At 73.4% G+C, this 19,736-nt stretch carries 20 protein-coding genes and 3 tRNA genes; 10 read left to right on the top strand and 13 right to left on the bottom strand.

Annotated elements, in window-relative coordinates; translation table 11 throughout:
• Nucleotides 1-12: 12 nt before the first annotated feature.
• A complete protein-coding gene (locus ACIQCH_RS04585) occupies nt 13-531 on the bottom strand; it encodes an SSI family serine proteinase inhibitor (RefSeq protein ID WP_402577860.1) in 519 nt (172 codons plus the stop codon).
• A 252-nt stretch (nt 532-783) separates the two neighbouring features.
• Between ACIQCH_RS04585 and ACIQCH_RS04580 the strand changes: the two genes are divergently transcribed.
• Both ACIQCH_RS04580 and ACIQCH_RS04575 read left to right on the top strand, forming a co-directional pair.
• A tRNA-Ser gene (locus tag ACIQCH_RS04580) sits at nt 784-874 on the top strand.
• A 401-nt stretch (nt 875-1,275) separates the two neighbouring features.
• Nucleotides 1,276-1,348, top strand: a tRNA-Arg gene (locus ACIQCH_RS04575).
• Between the two features lie 77 nt (nt 1,349-1,425).
• Here ACIQCH_RS04575 and ACIQCH_RS04570 read toward each other — a convergent pair.
• Nucleotides 1,426-2,364: an SMP-30/gluconolactonase/LRE family protein gene (locus ACIQCH_RS04570; RefSeq protein WP_402577858.1), complete on the bottom strand. Its 939-nt coding sequence runs from the start codon at nt 2,362-2,364 to the stop codon at nt 1,426-1,428.
• 114 nt (nt 2,365-2,478) lie between these two features.
• Between ACIQCH_RS04570 and ACIQCH_RS04565 the strand changes: the two genes are divergently transcribed.
• Complete coding sequence (locus ACIQCH_RS04565) at nt 2,479-2,913, top strand: Lrp/AsnC family transcriptional regulator (protein ID WP_402577856.1); 435 nt, start codon at nt 2,479-2,481, stop codon at nt 2,911-2,913.
• A gap of 24 nt (nt 2,914-2,937) precedes the next feature.
• On the opposite strand, the gene ACIQCH_RS04560 is transcribed toward ACIQCH_RS04565, so the two are convergent.
• Nucleotides 2,938-3,789: a helix-turn-helix transcriptional regulator gene (locus ACIQCH_RS04560; protein WP_402577854.1), complete on the bottom strand. Its 852-nt coding sequence runs from the start codon at nt 3,787-3,789 to the stop codon at nt 2,938-2,940.
• Nucleotides 3,790-3,816: 27 nt separating this feature from the next.
• Here ACIQCH_RS04560 and ACIQCH_RS04555 point away from each other — a divergent pair, with 27 nt between their 5' ends.
• Nucleotides 3,817-4,719 carry a DUF2797 domain-containing protein gene (locus ACIQCH_RS04555; RefSeq protein ID WP_402577852.1) on the top strand — a complete coding sequence of 301 codons (903 nt, stop codon included), beginning with the start codon at nt 3,817-3,819 and terminating at the stop codon, nt 4,717-4,719.
• A 2-nt stretch (nt 4,720-4,721) separates the two neighbouring features.
• Here the strand turns inward: ACIQCH_RS04555 and ACIQCH_RS04550 are convergent, their stop codons facing one another.
• Together ACIQCH_RS04550 and ACIQCH_RS04545 are read right to left on the bottom strand one after the other, a co-directional pair.
• The gene (locus tag ACIQCH_RS04550; protein WP_402577850.1) at nt 4,722-5,630 is read right to left on the bottom strand and encodes an amidohydrolase family protein; all 909 of its coding nucleotides are present in this window, start codon (nt 5,628-5,630) and stop codon (nt 4,722-4,724) included.
• Between the two features lie 28 nt (nt 5,631-5,658).
• The gene (locus tag ACIQCH_RS04545) at nt 5,659-5,997 is read right to left on the bottom strand and encodes an antibiotic biosynthesis monooxygenase family protein (protein WP_402577848.1); all 339 of its coding nucleotides are present in this window, start codon (nt 5,995-5,997) and stop codon (nt 5,659-5,661) included.
• 167 nt (nt 5,998-6,164) lie between these two features.
• Here ACIQCH_RS04545 and ACIQCH_RS04540 point away from each other — a divergent pair, with 167 nt between their 5' ends.
• The 5 genes from ACIQCH_RS04540 (at nt 6,165) to ACIQCH_RS04520 (ending at nt 12,853) form a co-directional block, all read left to right on the top strand.
• A complete protein-coding gene (locus ACIQCH_RS04540) occupies nt 6,165-6,935 on the top strand; it encodes a response regulator transcription factor (RefSeq protein ID WP_402577846.1) in 771 nt (256 codons plus the stop codon).
• A complete protein-coding gene (locus tag ACIQCH_RS04535) occupies nt 6,935-8,515 on the top strand; it encodes an ATP-binding protein (RefSeq protein WP_402577844.1) in 1,581 nt (526 codons plus the stop codon). The genes ACIQCH_RS04540 and ACIQCH_RS04535 overlap by 1 nt, the downstream gene beginning before the upstream one ends.
• 107 nt (nt 8,516-8,622) lie before the next feature.
• On the top strand, nt 8,623-9,918 hold the full coding sequence (locus tag ACIQCH_RS04530; protein WP_402577842.1) for a glycosyltransferase: 1,296 nt from the start codon (nt 8,623-8,625) through the stop codon (nt 9,916-9,918).
• Nucleotides 9,915-12,155, top strand: a complete 2,241-nt coding sequence (locus tag ACIQCH_RS04525; RefSeq protein WP_402577840.1) for an ArnT family glycosyltransferase — start codon at nt 9,915-9,917, stop codon at nt 12,153-12,155. Before ACIQCH_RS04530 ends, ACIQCH_RS04525 begins: the two co-directional genes overlap by 4 nt.
• A 95-nt stretch (nt 12,156-12,250) precedes the next feature.
• Nucleotides 12,251-12,853: a TetR/AcrR family transcriptional regulator gene (locus ACIQCH_RS04520; protein ID WP_402577838.1), complete on the top strand. Its 603-nt coding sequence runs from the start codon at nt 12,251-12,253 to the stop codon at nt 12,851-12,853.
• A 22-nt stretch (nt 12,854-12,875) separates the two neighbouring features.
• Here ACIQCH_RS04520 and ACIQCH_RS04515 read toward each other — a convergent pair whose 3' ends face one another.
• A complete protein-coding gene (locus tag ACIQCH_RS04515) occupies nt 12,876-14,474 on the bottom strand; it encodes an MDR family MFS transporter (RefSeq protein ID WP_402577836.1) in 1,599 nt (532 codons plus the stop codon).
• Between the two features lie 39 nt (nt 14,475-14,513).
• Nucleotides 14,514-14,933, bottom strand: coding sequence for a MarR family winged helix-turn-helix transcriptional regulator (locus tag ACIQCH_RS04510; protein WP_402577834.1), 420 nt, complete (start codon nt 14,931-14,933; stop codon nt 14,514-14,516).
• A gap of 154 nt (nt 14,934-15,087) precedes the next feature.
• Between ACIQCH_RS04510 and ACIQCH_RS04505 the strand changes: the two genes are divergently transcribed.
• Nucleotides 15,088-15,285: a hypothetical protein gene (locus tag ACIQCH_RS04505; RefSeq protein WP_402577832.1), complete on the top strand. Its 198-nt coding sequence runs from the start codon at nt 15,088-15,090 to the stop codon at nt 15,283-15,285.
• A gap of 36 nt (nt 15,286-15,321) precedes the next feature.
• Here the strand turns inward: ACIQCH_RS04505 and ACIQCH_RS04500 are convergent, their stop codons facing one another.
• The 6 genes from ACIQCH_RS04500 to ACIQCH_RS04475 form a co-directional block, all read right to left on the bottom strand.
• Entirely contained in the window at nt 15,322-16,308 is a 987-nt protein-coding gene (locus ACIQCH_RS04500) for a hypothetical protein (RefSeq protein ID WP_402577830.1), read from the bottom strand.
• 148 nt (nt 16,309-16,456) lie between these two features.
• The gene (locus ACIQCH_RS04495; RefSeq protein ID WP_402577828.1) at nt 16,457-17,296 is read right to left on the bottom strand and encodes an RNA polymerase sigma factor SigF; all 840 of its coding nucleotides are present in this window, start codon (nt 17,294-17,296) and stop codon (nt 16,457-16,459) included.
• 220 nt (nt 17,297-17,516) lie between these two features.
• A complete protein-coding gene (locus ACIQCH_RS04490; RefSeq protein WP_402577826.1) occupies nt 17,517-18,374 on the bottom strand; it encodes an RNA polymerase sigma factor SigF in 858 nt (285 codons plus the stop codon).
• 208 nt (nt 18,375-18,582) lie between these two features.
• Nucleotides 18,583-18,744 carry a hypothetical protein gene (locus ACIQCH_RS04485; protein ID WP_402577824.1) on the bottom strand — a complete coding sequence of 54 codons (162 nt, stop codon included), beginning with the start codon at nt 18,742-18,744 and terminating at the stop codon, nt 18,583-18,585.
• Nucleotides 18,745-19,213: 469 nt separating this feature from the next.
• Nucleotides 19,214-19,498 carry a hypothetical protein gene (locus ACIQCH_RS04480; protein WP_402577822.1) on the bottom strand — a complete coding sequence of 95 codons (285 nt, stop codon included), beginning with the start codon at nt 19,496-19,498 and terminating at the stop codon, nt 19,214-19,216.
• 80 nt (nt 19,499-19,578) lie between these two features.
• Nucleotides 19,579-19,663: transfer RNA gene (locus ACIQCH_RS04475), tRNA-Ser, on the bottom strand.
• Nucleotides 19,664-19,736: the final 73 nt, after the last annotated feature.

Below are 19,736 nucleotides of genomic sequence, written 5' to 3'. Positions count from 1 at the left end.
CGCCGTGCCTGGTCAGGCGCGGGAACGGGGCGCTGCGCTCGGAAGCACAGGTTCCAAATCTACCCACCGGCTGATCTCGCAGCCGTTCTTCCGGTTGAAGTGGGCGTCGACGTGCCGGCCGCGCCAGGTGCCGGAGACGTCGGCGGTGGCCCGGCCGCCGTCGACCATCGTGCACATCTGGCGCTTGGAGACCGGCGCGAACGGGTCCTTGCCGTCGGCCGCGAGCCGGTCGAGCCGGTCGCACGCGCGTGCCGCCTGCGGGTGGGTCCCGCCCGCCGGACGGCACTCCAGCGTGTACGAGCCCTGGTACGAGCTCCCCGTCTCCGCCACCGTCACCGTGAGCCGGTCGGGTTCGTCCGCGGGCTCGGGCTCGGGGTCGGGGTCCAGCAGTCCGAGCGAGGGCAGCGGCGGCAGCGGTCCGGCGGCGAGCCCGGGCGCCGCGGCGAGCGCCGGTGCGGCGAGGGCCGGGGCCGCCAGGGGTGCGGCGACGAGGGCGGAGCTGACGGCGGCGAGGGCGAGGCGGCGCAGCATGGCGTCTCCCGGAGGCAGGCGGTCGTACGTCTCCCCAACGAGCCGGCGCGACCGACGTTGCGCGCGGCGGGCTCCACCCACTCCGGTGGGCGCGCCGGGTCCGCCCGCCGGAGGGACGCTCGAGCTCCTCCGGCCCCCGCCCGCTAAGGCTTTGCCCTGCACGGCCCGCTCCTTGTACCGTGGGGGTGGATTGGTGACCAGGCAGTGAGCTGTGTCATCATCTGCACGCACCCCCGTACGCGAGGGTGAGCTGGAGGCGTCGCCTAGTCCGGTCTATGGCGCCGCACTGCTAATGCGGTTTGGGTCTTAAAGCCCATCGAGGGTTCAAATCCCTCCGCCTCCGCACTGCACTGAGGCCCCGGTCCCCACAGGACCGGGGCCTCAGTCGTTCGCGCGGTGCCTGTGAGGGCGGGCGAGGTCCTGCGACCGGATCGCGCGCCCCCTCGACGACCGGCCCGCGGGCCGACGTACGGAAACCTGCCGGGCCGCACGCGTCACCGCGGTGCCCTGTCGCCCACCCTCCGGGCGCTCACTCTCCGGAGCCGCCCGCCCGGGCGCCCTGCCCGTGCCGTCTTCGCGCCTTGAACGCCCCCGTGCGCCCCGCGCCGCGCGGGCGCCAACCACCCAATCTGCGACGTTTTCGCAGGTCAGGGGCGGTTTGGTTAACGGATTTCGCGTCCCGGCGAGGTCCATGTATTGTTGTTCTCGCAAGGCCAACGGGGCGAAAAACCCCGGGAAGCCCAAGCACTCGTAGCTTAACGGATAGAGCATCTGACTACGGATCAGAAGGTTGCAGGTTCGAATCCTGCCGAGTGCACAGCCAGAAGGCCCCGGACGAAAGTCCGGGGCCTTCTTCGTCGTGCGGCCCGGTGCACTCCTCCGATCGGGTGGTGGTCAGGCGGCGGGGCGGTGGACGCGGGGGAGGCCGGTGACCGAGAGGACGAGCGAGTAGAGGCTCGTCGTCGCCGTGATGAAGAGGCGGTTGTTCCTGGGGCCGCCGAAGGCGATGTTCGAGACCGGCTCGGGGACGCGGAGGCGGCCGATCAGGGTGCCGTCGGGGTCGTAGCAGTGGACGCCGTCCTCCATCGCGGCCACCCACAGGCGCCCCTCGTCGTCGAAGCGGATGTTGTCGAAGCGGGCCCGGCCGTCGGCGGGGGCCTCGGCGAAGACCTTGCCGTCGGAGAGCGTGCCGCCGGGGCGGACCTCGAAGACCCGGATCTGGTTCAGCCGGGTGTCCGACACGTAGAGGCGGGACTCGTCCGGGGAGAACACCAGCCCGTTCGGTCCGGCGAACCCGTCGGCCACCAGACGGACTTCGCCGGTGGCCGGGTCTGCCCGGTAGACGTGGCACCCGTCGATCTCCGCCGGCGCCCGGTGGCCCTCGTAGTCGCTCGTGATGCCGAAGTCGGGGTCCGAGAACCAGACGGACCCGTCCGAGCGCACCACCGCGTCGTTGGGGCTGTTGAGGCGGCGGCCCTCGAAGCGGTCCGCGACGACCGTGCGGGAGCCGTCGGGTTCGGTGCGGGTGACGCGCCGCCCGCCCTGCTCGCAGGTGATCAGCCGGCCCTCGCGGTCGAGGGTGTTGCCGTTGCTGTGGCCGGCCGGGGAGCGGAAGGTGCCGATCGTGCCGGTGGCCTCGTCCCAGCGCAGGATCCGGTCGTTCGGGATGTCGCTCCAGATCAGCTGCCGCCAGGCGGGCAGGTACAGCGGCCCCTCGGCCCAGCGGCAGTCGTCGTGCAGCCGCTCCAGCCGCATGTCCCCGTTGGCGCACCGTCCGGTGCGGAAGCGGTCGTCCAGGATCTCGTACAGGGAAAGGTCGGCAATACCAGACATCATCCTGCTCCTGTGAGGAGTTCTGAATCTCGTTCGGTTCAGTAGGGAGATTGCAGGATGGGATACGGTCTTGGCAAGGGATCGCCGGAGGAGAGACAGAGGGGACGGAGTGCCGTGGACGAGATCGACCGGGAACTGATCGCGCTGCTCCAGCGCGACGCGACCCAGGCCTACGCGGCCCTCGGCAAGGCGGTCGGCCTGTCGGCGGGCGCCGCGCACGAGCGGGTCCGCAAGCTGCGCGACCGCGGGGTGATCCGCCGTACGACGGTGGACGTGGACCCGGCGGCGCTCGGCCAGGGGGTGCTCGCCTTCGTGATGGTCGAGTCCTCCGCGTGGATGGGGGATTCGGCGGAGGCCTTCGCGGCCATCCCCGAGATCCAGGAGGCGCACGTCATCGCGGGAGCGGCCTCGGTGCTGGTCAAGGTGCGCACGCGCACCACCGAACAGCTCCAGGACGTGCTGCGGCGGCTGTACGCGATCGAGGGCGTCAGCGGCACGCAGGCCACGGTCTCGCTGGAGACGTTCTTCGAGCGGCCGCTCCAGCCGTGAGGGGACCGTCCCCGGTGTCCCGCTCTACGCGTCGACCGGCAGCGGTCCCGCCAGCGCCCTGAGGGCGGACTCCGACGGGGAGGCCGGCTCGGTCGTGTACGTGATCAGCAGTTGGTCCGGGTCGTCCGGCAGCCGCAGGGTCTCGTACGCGAGCGTGACCTCGCCGACCGCCGGGTGGCGCAGCGTCCAGCTGCCGTGCGTGCTGTCGCACACCTCGTGCTCGGCCCACAGGGCCCGGAACCGCGGGCTCTGCGCCGACAGCTCGGCGACCAGGTCGTCGTACCCGGGGTCGTCCGGGTGCCGGCCGCGCTCCAGGCGGAAGAACGAGGTCAGGCAGGCGGCCTTGGCCTCCGGGTCGGCGAACCGGTCCCGCCACTGCGGGTGCGTGAACAGCAGCCAGAGCTTGTTGCGCCGCTCCGCGGGCAGCGCGTCGAGGTCCGTGAACAGCGCCGCGTAGAGCGGGTTCCACGCGAGGATGTCGGTACGCCGCCCCAGGACGCAGGCCGGGGTGCCGGGCATCGACTCCAGCAGGCGCCGCAGCCCGGGCCGCACCGTCTGCGGGGCGGCCGGTCCGCCGGAGCCGGCGGGCCGGGCGGGTGCGCCGCGCACGAGGCGGTGCAGATGGGCGCGCTCGGGCCCGTCGAGCCGGAGCGCGGCCGACACGGCGGCCACCACCTCGTCCGATACGTTGTCGGCGCGGCCCTGCTCCAGGCGCACGTAGTAGTCGGTGCTCACCCCCGCCAGCCGGGCGAGCTCCTCGCGGCGCAGGCCGGGTACGCGCCGGCGGCCGCCGAACCTGGGCAGTCCGGCCTCCTCGGGGCTCAGCCGGGCCCGCCGGGACCGCAGGAAGGCTCCGAGTTCGGCTTTCCGATCCATCCCTCGATCGTAGGAGACAGTTCGGCCGTGTGGTGCTGCACCGGACTCCGCTGGCGGCCCGCCGGGCCCGCCCTGACCTGGTACGCGGTCGGGTCCGAGCAGACCGACGGGACGCGACGGACCCGCGAGAGCCCGCTGGCGTACGGCCGGCCGCTCGCCTTCGCGGCCCGCGGCGCCCGCCGCTGCGTGGGAGTCCGCCGGGCCGGGCGGTGGACGCCCTGCCCGGGCGGGCGGGAGGTGCCGGCCCGCGCGGGCCGGGACCAGTGCCCCGAGTGCGCCCGGCTGGACCGCTCCTTCTCGGTGGCCGCCGACACCAACGCGGCCGACCCCCGCCCGTACCGGGTCTACCTGGCCTGGTTCGGGCCCGGCCTGACCAAGGTCGGGATCACCGCCGAGGAGCGCGGCCCGGCCCGGCTGCTGGAACAGGGCGCGGTCGCCCACAGCTGGCTCGGGCGCGGTCCGCTCATGGCGGCCCGGCGCACCGAGGAGGTGCTGCGCGCCGCCCTCGGGGTGCCGGACCGGATCCCGTACGCGCGCAAGCGGGCGGTACGGGCCGTCCTGCCGCCGGTCGCGGAGCGGCGGGCGGAGCTCGCCGGGCTGCACGCCCGGGCCCTCGGGGTGCCCGGGTGGACCGAGACGCTGGAACCCCTGCCCTGCGTGGTGGCCGACCACGCGGAGGTCTTCGGGCTCGCCGGGCTCCCGCGCCCGACGGGGGTGGTGGCGGAGCTGGTGGACGGCGGGACGGTGGCCGGGCGGCTGGTGGCGGCCGCCGGGCCCGACCTGCACCTCGCGGACGGGCTGGTGGTGGACACCCGGCTGCTGTGCGGATGGGTGCTCACCGCTCCCGGGGAGACCGCGGGCACCTCCGTGCCGATTGCCCCCGTCGGTCCGGACCCGGCGGCGGGGCAGGAGCAGCCGGGGTTGTTCTGAAGTCAGTCGAGCCCGAAGAGCCGGGCCGCGTTGTCGTGGCAGACCGCGCGCAGCCAGGGGTCGCCGAGGCCGAGTCGTTCCAGGGCCGCGAGCTGGTGCTCGTACGGGTACGGGATGTTCGGGAAGTCGGTACCGAGCAGGACGCGGTCGCCGAGGTCCGCCAGCCGGGCCAGTGCCCCGGGCGGGAAGTCGCCGCCCAGCCGGTCGGCGAAGTCGGTGAAGGCCATCGTGGTGTCCAGGCGCACCGCCGGGTGCGTCTCGGCGAGCGCGAGGAACTCCTCGTACTCGGGCAGGCCCATGTGCGCGACGACCAGGGGCAGCCGCGGATGCCGGGCGAGCAGGCGGGCGACCGGCTCCGGGCCGGTGTGCTTGCCGGGGGCGGGCCCCGAGCCGCAGTGGACCACGATCGGCGTGCCCGCTTCGGCGAGCAGCCCCCACACCGGGTCCAGCAGCGGGTCGTTCGGGTCGTACCCGCCGACCTGGACGTGGGCCTTGAAGACGCGGGCGCCGGCCTCCAGGGCCCGGCGGACGTACCGGTCGGCCCCCTCCTCCGGGAAGAAGGTCGCGGTGTGCAGGCAGTCGGGGGTGCGGGCGGCGAAGTCCGCGGCCCAGGAGTTCAGCCAGGCGGCCATGGCCGGCTTGTGCGGGTAGACCATCGAGGTGAAGGCCCGTACTCCGAACCGCCGCAGCAGCGCGACGCGTTCGGCCTCCTCGTGGCGGTAGGCGATGGGCCACTCGACACCGGTCAGCGGGCCGACCGCGTCGAAGTAGTCCCAGACCTTGGCGAGCACGCGCTCGGGCATGAAGTGGGTGTGCACGTCGATCGGCCCCGGGATCCCGAGCCGGTCGCACAGGCGCCGCACGGCCGCGGCGGTGGCGGCGGTCGCGACCGGGTCCGTGCCCGCTGCCACCGCCGTGCCGGGAGCCCCCTCGGGCCCCTCAGGCTCCGCGCACAAAGCCGTGGCTCCGCTCGACCCGGCCGACGTGGAGCGTGTAGCTCTCGTACCAGTCGGTGCGGCCCCTCTTCTGGGCCTCCTGGTGCTCCATGTTGGTGCGCCAGACCCGCAGCGACTCCTCGTCGCGGAAGTACGCGACCGTGATGCTGAGGCCGCCGGGGGTGTGCGCGTTCTCGTGGCCGAGGTAGCCGGGGATGTCCTTGACCAGCTCGTTCATACGGACCGACGTCTCCCCGTAGCCGTCGGGGTTCTCGGTGCGCACGGACGTGAACACGGTCATCAGATAGGGCGGTTCGAAGGCCGGAAGAGGCTGGATGCTCATGTCGAACACGATCGGCGGGCGGCGCGCCCGGTGTCCACACCCGAGGGCGAAGGGATCCAAGATTTGACCTTGGAACCGGTCCGTCCGCGCAAGGCCCGGCCCGTTTTCTCAGGAGATTCACAGACAAGGGCAAGAGGGCTCTCAGCGGCCCCGACCAGCCTGACGGCATGACGGCGACGACCCACTCCACGCACCGCTCCCCGTCCGCCTCCGCGACCCGGGACGGCAAGCTCGTCCGCCCCGACGGCGGCCCCTGCCGGGTGCTCGTCGTGGACGACGAGGCGGCGCTGTCCGAGCTGCTCTCGATGGCCCTGCGCTACGAGGGCTGCGACGTGCGCACCGCCGCGGACGGCGCGGGCGCGCTCAGGGAGGCCCGCACGTTCAAGCCCGACGTGGTGGTCCTCGACATCATGCTGCCCGACATGGACGGGCTCACCGTGCTGGGCCGGCTGCGCCGCGACCTGCCGCACGTCCCCGTGCTCTTCCTGACCGCCAAGGACGCCGTCGAGGACCGGATCGCCGGGCTCACCGCCGGCGGCGACGACTACGTCACCAAGCCCTTCAGCCTGGAGGAGGTGGTCGCCCGGCTGCGCGGACTGGTCCGTCGGTCCGGCGCCGCCGCGGCCGCCCGCAGCGAGTCCGTGCTGGTGGTCGGCGACCTCACGCTCGACGAGGACAGCCACGAGGTCACCCGGGGCGGCGACGAGATCCACCTCACCGCGACCGAGTTCGAGCTGCTGCGCTACCTGATGCGCAACCCGCGCCGGGTGCTCAGCAAGGCGCAGATCCTGGACCGGGTGTGGTCCTACGACTTCGGCGGCCAGGCCAACGTCGTCGAGCTGTACATCTCCTACCTGCGGCGCAAGCTGGAGACCGGGCGCACGCCCATGATCCACACCCGGCGCGGGGCCGGCTACCTGATCAAGCCGGGGGAGTAGTGCCGCGCCGGCCCTGGTCGCTGCGCACCCGACTGGTGGTCTCGGCCGTCGCGCTGATCGCCGTCGTGGGCGCCGTCATCGGCACGGTCACCGCGCTCGCCCTGCGCCAGTACCTCAACGGCCAGCTCGACGAGCAGCTGGGCACCGCCGTGGGCATGTCGATGCACGACCGCGAGTTTGGCCGCGCCCCGCTGCGGTTCGTCTCCGCGCCCGGCAGCCCGCTGGGCGCGGTGGGCGTCCGGCTGGATGCGAACGGCCGGGTCACCGACGGGGGCCGGAGCGTGTCCCGCGGTCCCACTCCCGGAGACAACACCGCGCTCACCGCCGCGCAGACCGAGGCGCTGCGCGGGGCCGCAGACCTGCGCGGAGCCGCCGAGTTCGACGGCGGACTCCTGCCGAGCGGCAGCGGCGGGGCCCCGCCGAGCGGCCGCGCCACCACCGTGAGCCTGCCGGGCCTGGGCGACTACCGCGTGCTGACCGCGCGCGACGGGAGCTTCGTACTGGGCTTCCCGCTGTCGGAGGTGCAGTCCACCGTCAACACGCTGATCGTGGTGGAGGTCTGCGTCACCGCCGCCGGCCTGATCGCCGCCGGCCTGGCGGGGCAGGCCCTGGTCGGCGTCGCCCTGCGTCCGCTGCGCCGGGTGGCCGCCACCGCGACCCGGGTCTCCGAACTCCCCCTGCACAGCGGTGAGGTGGCCCTGCACGAGCGCGTCCCGCAGGCGGAGGCCGATCCGCGCACCGAGGTGGGCCAGGTCGGTGCGGCCCTCAACCGCATGCTGGGGCACGTCGGTTCGGCCCTCGCCGCCCGCCAGGAGAGCGAGACGCGGGTACGGCAGTTCGTCGCCGACGCCTCGCACGAGCTGCGCACCCCACTCGCCTCCATCCGCGGGTACGCCGAGCTCACCCGGCGCGGCCACGAGGACATCGGCCCGGACACCCGGCACGCCCTGGGCCGGATCGAGTCCGAGGCCACCCGCATGACCGGGCTGGTCGAGGACCTCCTCCTGCTCGCCCGCCTCGATGCGGGCCGGCCGCTGGAGCGCGAGAGCACCGACCTGGTCCCGCTGGTGGTGGACGCGGTCAGCGACGCCCGCGCGGCCGGCCCCGGACACCGGTGGCGGCTGGAGCTGCCCGACGAGCCCGCGCTCGTCGTCGCCGACGCACCACGCATCCAGCAGGTGCTGGTCAACCTGCTCGGCAACGCGCGCCACCACACGCCGCCCAACACCACGGTCACGGCCCGTGTTTCACGTGAAACGTCCGGCGACACGCAGGGCGCGAACGGTGTTTCACGTGAAACGTCCGCGGTGCGCATCCGGATCGAGGACGACGGCCCCGGGATCCCGGCCGCCCTGCTCCCCCACGTCTTCGAGCGGTTCGCGCGCGGCGACGCCTCGCGCTCGCGCCAGGCCGGGTCGACCGGACTGGGCCTGGCCATCGTGCAGGCCGTGGTCTCGGCGCACGGCGGCCGGGTCGGCGTGCACAGCGAGCCCGGGCGCACCTGCTTCGAGGTCACCCTGCCCGCGGCCGACCCGTACGAGCGGCACGGCACGGCGTACGCGGCCGGGGCCACGGCGTAGGCACCGCCGACGCGGCCGGGGCCACGGCGTAGGGGCGGGGCGGGACTCACAGCCCCGCCACAGGCTCGGCACACGGCCGTGACAGCCCCGCCCGGGAAGTTCGGACCATGCGAACCGAATCGGCGGCCGCGACCGACCGCCTCTCCCCCGGCACCCTCCCGGCCCGTCGGCACCTGCCGGCCCGGAGCCAGGCCCCGGCCCCCGTCCTCGACGTGGTCGTCCCGGTCTACAACGAGGAGCAGGACCTGGCGCCCTGCGTCCGCCGGCTCCACGACCACCTCGCCCGCACGTTCCCGTACCCGTTCCGCATCACGATCGCGGACAACGCCAGCACCGACCGCACCCCGGACATCGCCGGCGAGCTGGCGGACACCGTCCCCGGCGTCCGCGTCCACCGGCTGGAGCAGAAGGGCCGCGGCCGGGCGCTGCGGACCGTCTGGTCCCGGTCCGAGGCGCCCGTCCTGGCCTACATGGACGTGGACCTGTCCACCGATCTGAACGCCCTGCTGCCCCTGGTGGCCCCGCTCATCTCCGGCCACTCCGACCTCGCCATCGGTACCCGGCTGGCCCGCAGCTCGCGCGTGGTCCGCGGGCCCAAGAGGGAGTTCATCTCCCGGGCCTACAACCTGATCCTGCGCTCGTCCCTCGCGGCCCGCTTCAGCGACGCCCAGTGCGGTTTCAAGGCGATCCGGCGCGAGGTGGCCGAACGGCTGCTGCCGCTGGTCGAGGACACCGGCTGGTTCTTCGACACCGAGATGCTCGTCCTCGCCGAGCGTGCCGGACTGCGCATCCACGAGGTGCCGGTGGACTGGGTCGACGACCCCGACTCCACCGTCCACATCGTCCGGACGGCCACCGACGACCTCAAGGGCGTCTGGCGGGTGGGCCGGGCGCTGGCGGTCGGCGCGCTGCCGCTGGACCGGCTCGCCCGCCCGTTCGGCGACGACCCGCGCGACCGCGGGCTGGCGGGCGTACCGCGGGGGCTCGCCCGCCAGCTCGTCGGCTTCTGCGTGGTCGGCGCCCTCAGCACCCTGCTCTACCTCCTGCTGTACTCCGCCTTCCGGGCCGGGACCGGTCCGCAGGCCGCCAACGCCGCGGCGCTGCTGCTCTCCGCCGTCGCCAACACGGCGGCCAACCGCCGCCTCACCTTCGGGGTGCGCGGCCGCGAACGGGCCGTGCGCCACCAGGCCCAGGGGCTCGTGGTCTTCGGCATCGGCCTGGCCCTCACCAGCGGCTCGCTGGCCGCCCTGAACGCGGCCACGGCCACTCCGTCCCACGGCACCGAGCTGGCCGTGCTGATCACCGCCAATCTCGCCGCCACCGTCCTGCGCTTCCTGCTCTTCCGCGCCTGGGTCTTCCCGGAACGGCGCACCACCACCGACCTCGAGGACGTCACCCGATGACCGCCACCACCGCGACACCCGACAGCCCCTTGGGGGCGGTGCCGGCCCGACCGGCCGCCGTACGGGCCGGCTCCGCCGCCGCCCGCTGGGAGCGCCCCGCGCTGGCCGTGCTGCTGCTGGCCACCGCGGCCCTCTACCTGTGGGACCTCAGCTCCTCCGGGTACGCCAACTCCTTCTACTCCGCGGCCGTCCAGGCCGGCAGCGAGAGCTGGAAGGCCTTCTTCTTCGGTTCCTCCGACGCGGCGAACTCCATCACCGTCGACAAGCCCCCGGCCGCGCTGTGGCCGATGGCCCTGTCCGTGCGGCTCTTCGGCCTGGGCTCCTGGCAGATCCTGGCTCCCGAGGCGCTGATGGGCGTCGGCACCGCGGCCGTGCTCCACGCGAGCGTCCGGCGGCAGTTCGGCGCCGTGGCCGGCCTGATCGCGGGAGCCGTCTTCGCGCTCACCCCGGTGGCCGCGCTGATGTTCCGCTTCAACAACCCGGACGCACTGCTCACCCTGCTGCTGACGGTGGCCGTGTACTGCGTGCTGCGGGCGCTGGAGGGCGCGCACACCCGCTGGCTGGTGGCGGCGGGCGCGGCAGTGGGCCTGGCCTTCCTCACCAAGACGCTGCAGGCCTTCGTGATCCTGCCGCCGCTGGCCGTCCTGTACGCGGTCTGCGCTCCGACACGGCTGCGCCGCCGGCTCGGCCAGCTCGCCCTCGCCGGCCTGGCCCTGGTGGTCTCCGGCGGCTGGTGGGTGGCGGTCGTCGAGCTGTGGCCCGCCTCGTCCCGCCCGTACATCGGCGGCTCGCAGAACAACTCCTTCCTGGAGCTGACCTTCGGCTACAACGGCCTGGGCCGGATCAACGGCAACGAGACCGGCAGCGTCGGCGGCCGCGGCCCGGGCGGCGCGGGCGGCGGGATGTGGGGCGAGACCGGCATCGACCGGCTCTTCTCCGACGGCGTCGGCGGCCAGGTCGCCTGGCTGCTGCCGGCGGCGCTGGTGCTGCTGGTGGCCGGGCTCGTGCTCACCTGGCGCGCGGGCCGCGCCACCGACCGGCTCGAGTCCATGGCCCGGGCGGCCTTCCTCGCCTGGGGCGGGTGCCTGCTGATCACCGCGCTGGTGTTCAGCTTCATGCAGGGCATCTTCCACGAGTACTACACGGTGGCCCTCGCCCCGTACATCGCGGCCCTCGTCGGGATGGGCGCGCGCGTGCTGTGGGAGGAGCGCGGGGCGCTGCCGGCACGGGCGGCGCTGGCCGGGACGCTGCTGCTGACCGCCGTGTGGTCGTACGTACTCCTCGGCCGCGCCGCGGACTACCTGCCGTGGCTGCGCTGGACGGTGCTCGTGGGCGGCGTGCTCGCCGCGGCCGGCCTGCTGCTGCGCCGCACCGCGCTGGCCGCGGCCGGGCTCGGACTGGCCGTGGCGCTGGCCGGGCCGCTGGCGTATTGCCTGACGACCGTCTCCAGCGGGCACACCGGGTCGATCCCGACGGCGGGCCCCGCGGTGGCCGGCGGCCGGGGCTTCCCCGGCGGTGGCGGCCGGACGGGCGTGCCCCCCGGCGCGGGCACCGGCGGCGACCAGCGCGGGGCGTTCCCGGGCGGGGCGTTCCCGGGCGGGGCCTTCCCGGGCGGTCCGGGCCAGGGCCAGGCTCCCGGTGGTACGGGCGGCCTGCCCAACCCGGGTCAGGGCGGCAACCAGGGCTTCCCGCCCGGCATGCCGGGCACGGGCACCGGAACCGGCGAGCGCGCGTGGGGCGGCGGCCGCGGCGGTGGGATGGGCGGGCTCCTCGGCGGCACCCGCGTCAGCGCGGCGGTCGAAGCGGCACTGACCAAGGAAGCGGCCACGTACACCTGGGTCGCCGCCGCCATCGGCTCCCAGAACGCCGCCAGTTACCAGCTGGCCACCGAGAAGCCGGTGATGGCCGTCGGCGGCTTCAACGGCAGCGACCCCTCGCCGACCCTCGCCCAGTTCAAGGAGTACGTCGCCCGGGGCAGGATCCATTACTTCATCGCCTCGGACGGGCTCGGGGGCGAGTCCCGCGACGGCCGGGCCGACCGGGGCAACCAGCCCGGGCAGGGCGCTCAGAGCAGTCAGGGCGGCGTGCCGGGGCCGGGCGGTCAGGGCGGCGCCAACCAGGGCGGCGGCCCCGGCGGCGGCACCAGCAGCGCCATCTCCTCCTGGGTGACGGCCCACTTCACGCAGGTCACGATCGACGGGTCGACCTTCTACGACCTGACGGCCCCGAAGGCCTGACCCGAAAGGCACGTCTACGCATGGGGCACCCTCTAGCATCAAGACGGGCGGACCGGGCATTCCGGGCCCTGCCTGCCGGATACGGAGGGTGCCTCATGGGGACCGCGGCCGACCGCACCAGCGTCTGGCTGGCGTCCAAGCCAGCCGCCCCGACCAGGCGGCGCAGCGAGCTGCCCGCCGGACTGGACCGCGAGCGGATCACGACGGCCGCCGTCCGGCTGCTCGACACGGAGGGCGTGGCCGGCTTTTCGATGCGGCGCCTGGCCGGCCGGCTGGGCGTCACCGCCATGTCCCTCTACTGGTACGTCGACACCAAGGACGACCTGTTGGAACTCGCCCTGGACGCGGCCCTCGGCGAGCTCCCGCTGCCCCCGGAGAACGCCGGCCACTGGTCCGACCGGCTGCGGGCGCTGGCCTGCGGCCACCGCCGGCTGCTGGCCGCCCACCCGTGGCTGCCGGCGCTGTCGGCCGAGTACCCCAACATCGGTCCGCACGCACGGGCCTTCGACACCGCCCTCATGCGGGTGCTGGCGGCCACCGGCCTGGCCGCACCCGCGCGGACCGGGGCGCACCTGGCGGTCTCCCGGTTCCTGCACGGCTGCGGCACGGCCCGTCAGGCCCCCGAGGGGGACTTCCACTTCGCCCTCGACGTTCTGGTGGCGGGCATCGAGGCGCACGCGGCGCCCACGGTGCCCTGACACCGGGAACGGGAGGGGAGGATCACGCGGCCTCGGACCCGTCGGCCGGGGCGTGGGCCGCCGGCTTGGACTTCAGCGGCACCTCCTTGATGAACACGCAGAGCAGCAGGCCGACCAGGGCGGCGGGGGCCGCGTACATGAAGACGTCGGCGACGCCGTGCCCGTACGCGCTCTCGATGATCGTCCGGAACGGCGCGGGCAGCTTGTCCAGGTCGGGGATCCCGCCGCCGCCCGTGCCGCCGTGGCCGAGGGCCGCGGCCTTGGGGCCGAGCTCGGTCAGGCCGTCCTTGACGTAGTGCGTGACCCGGTTGGCCATCACGGCGCCCAGCGCGGAGACGCCCACGGCGCCGCCGAGCGAGCGGAAGAACGTGACGACCGAGCTGGCCGCGCCGAGGTCCTCGGGCGCCACCTGGTTCTGGGTGGCCAGCACGAGGTTCTGCATCATCATGCCGAGGCCGAGCCCCATCAGGGCCATGTAGACGGCGATCCGGCCGTACGGGGTGTCGTACCGCATGGTGCTCAGCAGGCCCATGCCGGCCGTCAGCAGCACGCCGCCGGAGATCAGCCACGCCTTCCAGCGACCGGTCTTGGTGATGACCTGGCCGGAGACGGTGGAGGAGACGAACAGGCCGCCGATCATGGGGATGGTCAGGACGCCGGACATGGTCGGCGACTCACCGCGGGCCAGCTGGAAGAACTGGCTGAAGAACACCGTGCCCGCGAACATCGCGACGCCCACGAAGAGCGAGGCGGCCGAGGCCAGGGAGATGGTCGGGTTGCGGAACAGTCGCAGCGGGATGATCGGCTCGCTGGCGCGGGACTCCACCAGCAGGAAGACGGCGCCGAGCGCGACCGCGCCGCCGGTCATGGCGGCGGTCTGCCAGGACAGCCAGTCGAACGAGCCGCCCGCCTGGGTCACCCAGATCAGCAGCAGCGAGACGGCGGCGGAGATGAAGAACGCGCCGGCCCAGTCGACCTTCGCCTCGCGCCGCACGACGGGCAGCTGGAGCGTCTTCTGGAGCACGACGAGGGCGATCACGGCGAAGGGCACGCCGACGTAGAAGCACCAGCGCCAGCCCAGCCAGTCGGTGTCGGTGATGACGCCGCCCAGCAGCGGGCCGCCGACCGTCGCCACCGCGAACACGGCACCCAGGTAGCCGCTGTAGCGGCCGCGCTCCCGCGGGGAGATCATCGCGGCCATCACGATCTGGGCCAGGGCGGACAGGCCGCCGACGCCGATGCCCTGCACCACGCGGCAGGCGATGAGCATGCCGGTGTTCTGCGACAGCCCGGCGACGACCGAGCCCAGGACGTAGATCACCAGGGATATCTGGACCAGCAGCTTCTTGCTGAAGAGGTCGGAGAGCTTGCCCCACAGGGGGGTGGCGGCCGTCATCGACAGGAGGGCCGCGGTGACCACCCAGGTGTACGAGGACTGGGTGCCGCCGAGGTCGCTGATGATCTCCGGGAGGGCGTTGGAGACGATCGTCGAGGACAGGATCGCCACGAACATGCCGAGCATGAGCCCGGACAGCGCCTTCATGATCTGCGCGTGGGTCATCGCGGGGGCGGTGGTGTCGGACCGGCCTCCCTGCACGTCCGGGGGCGTGGTCGTCGCCATGTGTTGTTCTCCGTTCCGGGTGTTCGGGCGTTCGGGGGTTCAGAAGCTCGACCGCAGGCGGGCCAGCAGGGTGTTCAGTACGTCGACCTCGGCGTCGGACCAGTCGGCCAGGGCCTTCTCGAGCGCGGCCGAGGCGCGCGCCGAGAGGTCGGTCAGCAGCTCCCGGCCGACCGGGGTGAGGCGGAGGATCCGGCAGCGTCCGTCGCCGGGGTCGGGCAGCCGGTCGAGCCACCCGTGGGAGGCCGCGTGGGCCACGTGGCGGCTGGTCACCGACAAGTCGACACCGAGGACGTCGGACAGGCGGCTCATCCGCATCTCGCCGTGCCGGTCGAGCACGGTCAGGACGGCGGCGGAGCCGGGCGGGCAGTCGTGGGGGAGGGTGCGGGCGAGGCCGCGCTTGACCGCGCCGACGGCCGACAGCTGCCGGGCGAGCTCCTCGTAGCGGAGCTTGGTGGCCATGGCGAGTCCCCCCATCTTGTTGCTTGCGGCAACCATAGAAGCGATTGGTTGCTACAGGCAAATGAAATGGGGTGGGGATCCGGTAAAGGGATGGGAAAGGTTGACCGGGGCGGGGCTTGGGGGCGGGCGGGGCGGTTCGCTAGGGTCCTTGCCCATGTCACACAACGCTCAGGGCCCCGACAGCAACTACGACCCGTCGGGCAGCACGCAGATGTTCCGCGCGTTCGTCGACGAGGAGCCGCAGCGCCCCGTCGCGGCCGCGACCCAGTCCGGCCCGCGGGTGGGCCTGATCCTCGGCGTGATCGCCGTCGTCGCGGTGCTCGCCGGGGTGGCCTGGCTCGCGCTCTCCTGACCCGCGGATCCCCTTCGCGGCGGGCTCCGCGCCCGCTCACTTCCAGGTCGCGGTGACCTCCTGGGTCTCGATGTGCATGCCCAGGGGGACCCGCCAGGCCTCCACGCACACCAGGTAGGTGTGCCGCTTCAGGGTTCCCGCGGAGATCGGTGCGGGCAGCGGCTGCGCCGAGGTGATGGTCGCCCAGTCGATGCCGAGCGCGCCGATGACGTGGGTGGCGAAGGTGACCGTGCCGGAGCGGGCCGGCCTGCCGCCGGTGTTGCGGAAACCGATGGTCACGTGTTCGCACCAGCGGTCGTCGGTGTCGGAGCGGTGGGGCGTCCCGAGGGTGAGGTGGGCGGGGGTGGTTCCGCCTGGGTCGCCAGTGCCGCCCGTGCCCCCGATGCCGCCTGTGGTGCCGGTACCGCCCATGCTGCCTGTGCCGCCCGTGCCGCCTGTGGTGCTCGACCCGGTTGTGCCGCCGGCTCCTCCGGTGTCGCCGGCGGTGCCGCCGGATCCGCCCGAGCTTCCGGTGGTGCCGCCGGATGCGGTCGAGCCGCCCGTGCCGCCCGGCCCTCCCGACGTTCCGGAGCCGCCCGAGCCCGTCGAGCCGCCCGTGCTGCTCCCGCCGGTGCTGGTGCCGGTGCTGCCCGAGGTTCCGGACGTGCCGGTGCCGCCCGCGCCCGAGTCGCCGGTGCCGCCTGACGTCGACGTGCCGCCGGCGGTGCCGCCGGCGGTGCCGCCGGTCGTCGTGCCGGTCGTCGTGGCGCCCGCGGTGCCGTCGGCGGAGCCCGTGGTGCCGGCCGACGTGGGGGCGGGGGAGGTGGTGGCCGAGACGGCCGCCGTGGCGGTGTTCCGACCCGGGAGCGGCTGGTACTCCACGCCGCCCTCCGGTGCTGCCGGGGTCACCCGCTCCGTGGCGCCGGCCACGGCCACGTAGCCCGGTCGGGCGTCGGATCCGCAGCCGGCGAGGACGGTGCACAGGAGGGCCGTCGGGAGGGCGAGGGCGGCGGTGCGGAGGCCGTGGCGTCCGGGGTTCGGCATCCCGCCAGTTTTACTGACGTGCCGTCAATTGTGAACCCCGCGGGAGGCTTGCCGGGGTTCCGGGGTGCCTCCCCGCCCCTCCCCGCGTGCTGAACGTCGGTGGGGGGACGGGGCCCCGCCGGGTGGGGCGGGGCGCCGGGTGGGGTGGTCAGTCCGAGATGAGGCCCTGGCGGAGTTGGGCCAGGGTGCGGGTCAGGAGGCGGGAGACGTGCATCTGCGAGATGCCGACCTCCTCGCCGATCTGGGACTGGGTCATGTTGGCGAAGAAGCGCAACATGATGATCTGGCGCTCGCGGGGCGGGAGTTTGGCCAGGAGCGGCTTCAGGGACTCGCGGTACTCGACGCCCTCCAGGGCCGCGTCCTCGTACCCCAGGCGGTCGGCCAGGGAGCCCTCGCCGCCGTCGTCCTCGGGCGAGGGCGAGTCGAGCGAGGAGGCGGTGTACGCGTTGCCCACGGCGAGGCCGTCGACGACCTCCTCCTCCGACACCCCGAGCACCGCGGCCAGTTCGGTGACCGTCGGCGAGCGGTCCAGCTTCTGGGCCAGCTCGTCGCTGGCCTTGGTCAGTGCCAGCCGCAGCTCCTGCAGGCGGCGCGGGACGCGGACCGACCACGAGGTGTCGCGGAAGAACCGCTTGATCTCGCCCACGACGGTCGGCATCGCGAACGTCGGGAACTCGACGCCCCGTTCGCAGTCGAACCGGTCGATGGCCTTGATCAGCCCGATCGTGCCGACCTGGACGATGTCCTCCATCGGCTCGTTGCGGCTGCGGAAGCGGGCCGCCGCGTACCGGACGAGCGGCAGGTTCAGCTCGATCAGGGTGTCCCGGACGTACGCCTTCTCGGGGCTGTCCGCGTCGAGGGCGGCCAGCCTCGTGAACAGGGAGCGGGAGAGGGTGCGGGTGTCGATGGCTTCCGAGCGGTCGAGCACTGCAGGAGCCTCGCTCTTCACAAGCGTAAGCACCTTGGAGCTGCCCTGTTCTGCGGACATGCCACCCCCTTGAGGTCGCGGACGGTCGCGGTCGGCGCGCCCGTCGAGGAACGCAGCCTCCACCTGAATACCGGAGGCGGGGCCGCGGCAAACGCCGTTCACGCAGAATGTCACATGTCGGCAACGCGCTGTAGCGCCAAGTCGACATATCTGCCCAGCAACAAGGGGGTATGGCCCGGTTCTGTCGGGAAACGCGTGAGTGGATCTCCACCCGTTCGAGTTACGCCTCGATACGGTTTGCGGATCTCAGTCGAGCGAAGCTCCGGGCGAGCAGCCGGGACACGTGCATCTGCGATACGCCCAGCTCGGCGCTGATCTGGCTCTGGGTCAGGTTGTTGTAGTAGCGCAGCAGCAGGATGCGCTGCTCGCGCTCCGGCAGTTGGACGAGCAGGTGCCGGACGAGGTCGCGGTGCTCCACGCCGACCAGGGCGGGGTCCTCGTACCCGAGGCGGTCGAGCAGTCCGGGCAGCCCGTCGCCCTCCTGGGCGGCCTCCAGCGAGGTCGCGTGGTACGAGCGGCCGGCCTCGATGCAGGACAGCACCTCCTCCTCGCTGATCCGCAGCCGCTCGGCGATCTCGGGGGTGGTCGGGGTGCGTCCGTGGGCCGTGGTGAGGTCCTCGGTGGCCGCGTTGACCTGGACCCACAGCTCGTGCAGCCGGCGCGGTACGTGGACGGTGCGGACGTTGTCGCGGAAGTACCGCTTGATCTCGCCCACCACGGTCGGCATCGCGAAGGTCGGGAACTGCACCCCGCGGTCCGGGTCGAACCGGTCGATCGCGTTGATCAGCCCGATCGTGCCGACCTGGACCACGTCCTCCATGGGCTCGTTGCGGCTGCGGAAGCGGGCCGCCGCGTACCGGACGAGGGGGAGGTTCGCCTCGATCAGGGCGCCGCGCACCCGGTGGTGCTCGGAGGTGCCGGGGGTGAGCCGCTTCAGCTCGCCGAAGAGCACCTGGGTGAGGGCCCGGGTGTCCGCCCCCCGGCTCTGCGTGCGCTCCGGAGGCGGGGGCTCGTCCTGCTGGGGTGGCACCTGGGGCTCCTGCTGGGGCGGCACCTGAGGCGCAGTACTGGCCGACACGGTCACGCCACCCCTTCATTGTCCACTCAACGATCAAAAGCGGTCATAGCATCACAAGAGATGCGCACTGTGTGCAAGCACCGTATATCGCCGTGTTGAGGGCAAGTTGGACAGTGTGGGCGTTCGGACCGGGGTGCCGGAACGCATCCGGCCCCCCACCCGTCGGATGGGGGGCCGGATGTCCGGCGAACCGCTTCGGCGTACGGGGTCAGCGCACCAGTTCTGTCATGAACTCACCGATTCCGCGGGCGGCGTCCGAGATCCCCTGGAACCCGATCTGGACGATGTCCGCGGCCTTGGTCGGCTGCGTGATAATCGTGTACAGGACAAAAATGAGCAGGGCCCCCGAAATGACCTTCTTCGTGTCCACGGTCGAATCGGCCTCCCCTGCCGCGCCCTGCGAAGTCGCGTGAGTCTATCGGGTCCGGCGTATGCCCTGACCAGACCTTTAGGGACCAATGACCCGGGGATCCGGGTCCTTCGACGCTGCACCCGCGGGGGTGACGGGAGCAGGATGGTTGATGAGCCCACCGGTTCTGGCAGGAAACCGGTGGGTGTGGGACAGGGCCTCACTGCGGGGTCCGGGCCGCACGCTTCCCCCCTGACTGCGGCCCGGACTTGCAGGTTCCGTCCTTGTCGGGGGAAGCGGCTCGTCCCCCCGATGCCGCTTCCCCCGCCCTTCGCGCGACGACGAGGCCCCGACCCCTGCGGTCGGGGCCTCGTCGTGCGTACGGCGCCCTGGTCGACCGCCGCGCGGCGTGCGGGGCCGCGTGCGGAGGCCGTGGAGGGCGCGTGGAGGGTGCGGGAGGGGTGCGGGGGTGTCGGGGGAGGTGCGGCGCCTATCCGACGGCGCCCAGCAGCCCAAGGACCGGTTCGGCGGGCGCCAGTACCTGCGCGGCCCCGTCCATGACCTGCATCGCCTGGTTGAGCTGGTTCAGCTCGTTCAGGTGCCCGCCGATCTCCTGGACCGAGGGCTGCGCGGCCGCCGGCATGTCGGGGGTCGCGGCCGCGGTCGGCAGGTCCGGCAGGAGGGGCAGCGGCGCGGCGGAGGCGGCGGGGGCGGCGAGGCCGGCGGCCGCACCGGCGAGGGCGACGGCGGCGAGCAGGCGCTGGGTCTTGGTCATGCCGTGTCAACGCGGGCGCCCCGGCAACGGAAACGCACGAGAGCCCCGATTCGTCCGAACCGGGGCTCTCGTTTCCAGAGCGGTGGTGGAGGGATTTGAACCCCCGATGGGTTGCCCCATACTCGCTTTCGAGGCGAGCTCCTTCGGCCACTCGGACACACCACCGAGAGAGATCCTAGCCCACGGTGGGGAGTGGTTTGCAAATCCGCCCCGAGTTGCCCTCCTCACGGCGCTCCCG

The sequence above is a fragment of the Streptomyces sp. NPDC093225 genome (genome assembly GCF_044753805.1).
Lineage (GTDB): Bacteria > Actinomycetota > Actinomycetes > Streptomycetales > Streptomycetaceae > Streptomyces.
The sequence above is the reverse complement of the archived record's forward strand: the minus strand, read 5'-3'. Positions and strand labels throughout refer to the sequence as shown.

Excerpts from the sequence above, each read along its gene's own strand:
- ACIQCH_RS04560 (WP_402577854.1), bottom strand. The coding sequence starts at position 3,789 with ATGGATCGGAAAGCCGAACTCGGAGCCTTCCTGCGGTCCCGGCGGGCC.
- ACIQCH_RS04540 (WP_402577846.1), top strand. The coding sequence starts at position 6,165 with ATGACGGCGACGACCCACTCCACGCACCGCTCCCCGTCCGCCTCCGCG.
- ACIQCH_RS04525 (WP_402577840.1), top strand. The coding sequence starts at position 9,915 with ATGACCGCCACCACCGCGACACCCGACAGCCCCTTGGGGGCGGTGCCG.
- ACIQCH_RS04570 (WP_402577858.1), bottom strand. The coding sequence starts at position 2,364 with ATGTCTGGTATTGCCGACCTTTCCCTGTACGAGATCCTGGACGACCGC.
- ACIQCH_RS04545 (WP_402577848.1), bottom strand. The coding sequence starts at position 5,997 with ATGAGCATCCAGCCTCTTCCGGCCTTCGAACCGCCCTATCTGATGACC.
- ACIQCH_RS04515 (WP_402577836.1), bottom strand. The coding sequence starts at position 14,474 with ATGGCGACGACCACGCCCCCGGACGTGCAGGGAGGCCGGTCCGACACC.
- ACIQCH_RS04480 (WP_402577822.1), bottom strand. The coding sequence starts at position 19,498 with ATGACCAAGACCCAGCGCCTGCTCGCCGCCGTCGCCCTCGCCGGTGCG.
- ACIQCH_RS04495 (WP_402577828.1), bottom strand. The coding sequence starts at position 17,296 with ATGTCCGCAGAACAGGGCAGCTCCAAGGTGCTTACGCTTGTGAAGAGC.
- ACIQCH_RS04500 (WP_402577830.1), bottom strand. The coding sequence starts at position 16,308 with ATGCCGAACCCCGGACGCCACGGCCTCCGCACCGCCGCCCTCGCCCTC.
- ACIQCH_RS04505 (WP_402577832.1), top strand. The coding sequence starts at position 15,088 with ATGTCACACAACGCTCAGGGCCCCGACAGCAACTACGACCCGTCGGGC.
- ACIQCH_RS04530 (WP_402577842.1), top strand. The coding sequence starts at position 8,623 with ATGCGAACCGAATCGGCGGCCGCGACCGACCGCCTCTCCCCCGGCACC.
- ACIQCH_RS04585 (WP_402577860.1), bottom strand. The coding sequence starts at position 531 with ATGCTGCGCCGCCTCGCCCTCGCCGCCGTCAGCTCCGCCCTCGTCGCC.
- ACIQCH_RS04520 (WP_402577838.1), top strand. The coding sequence starts at position 12,251 with ATGGGGACCGCGGCCGACCGCACCAGCGTCTGGCTGGCGTCCAAGCCA.
- ACIQCH_RS04510 (WP_402577834.1), bottom strand. The coding sequence starts at position 14,933 with ATGGCCACCAAGCTCCGCTACGAGGAGCTCGCCCGGCAGCTGTCGGCC.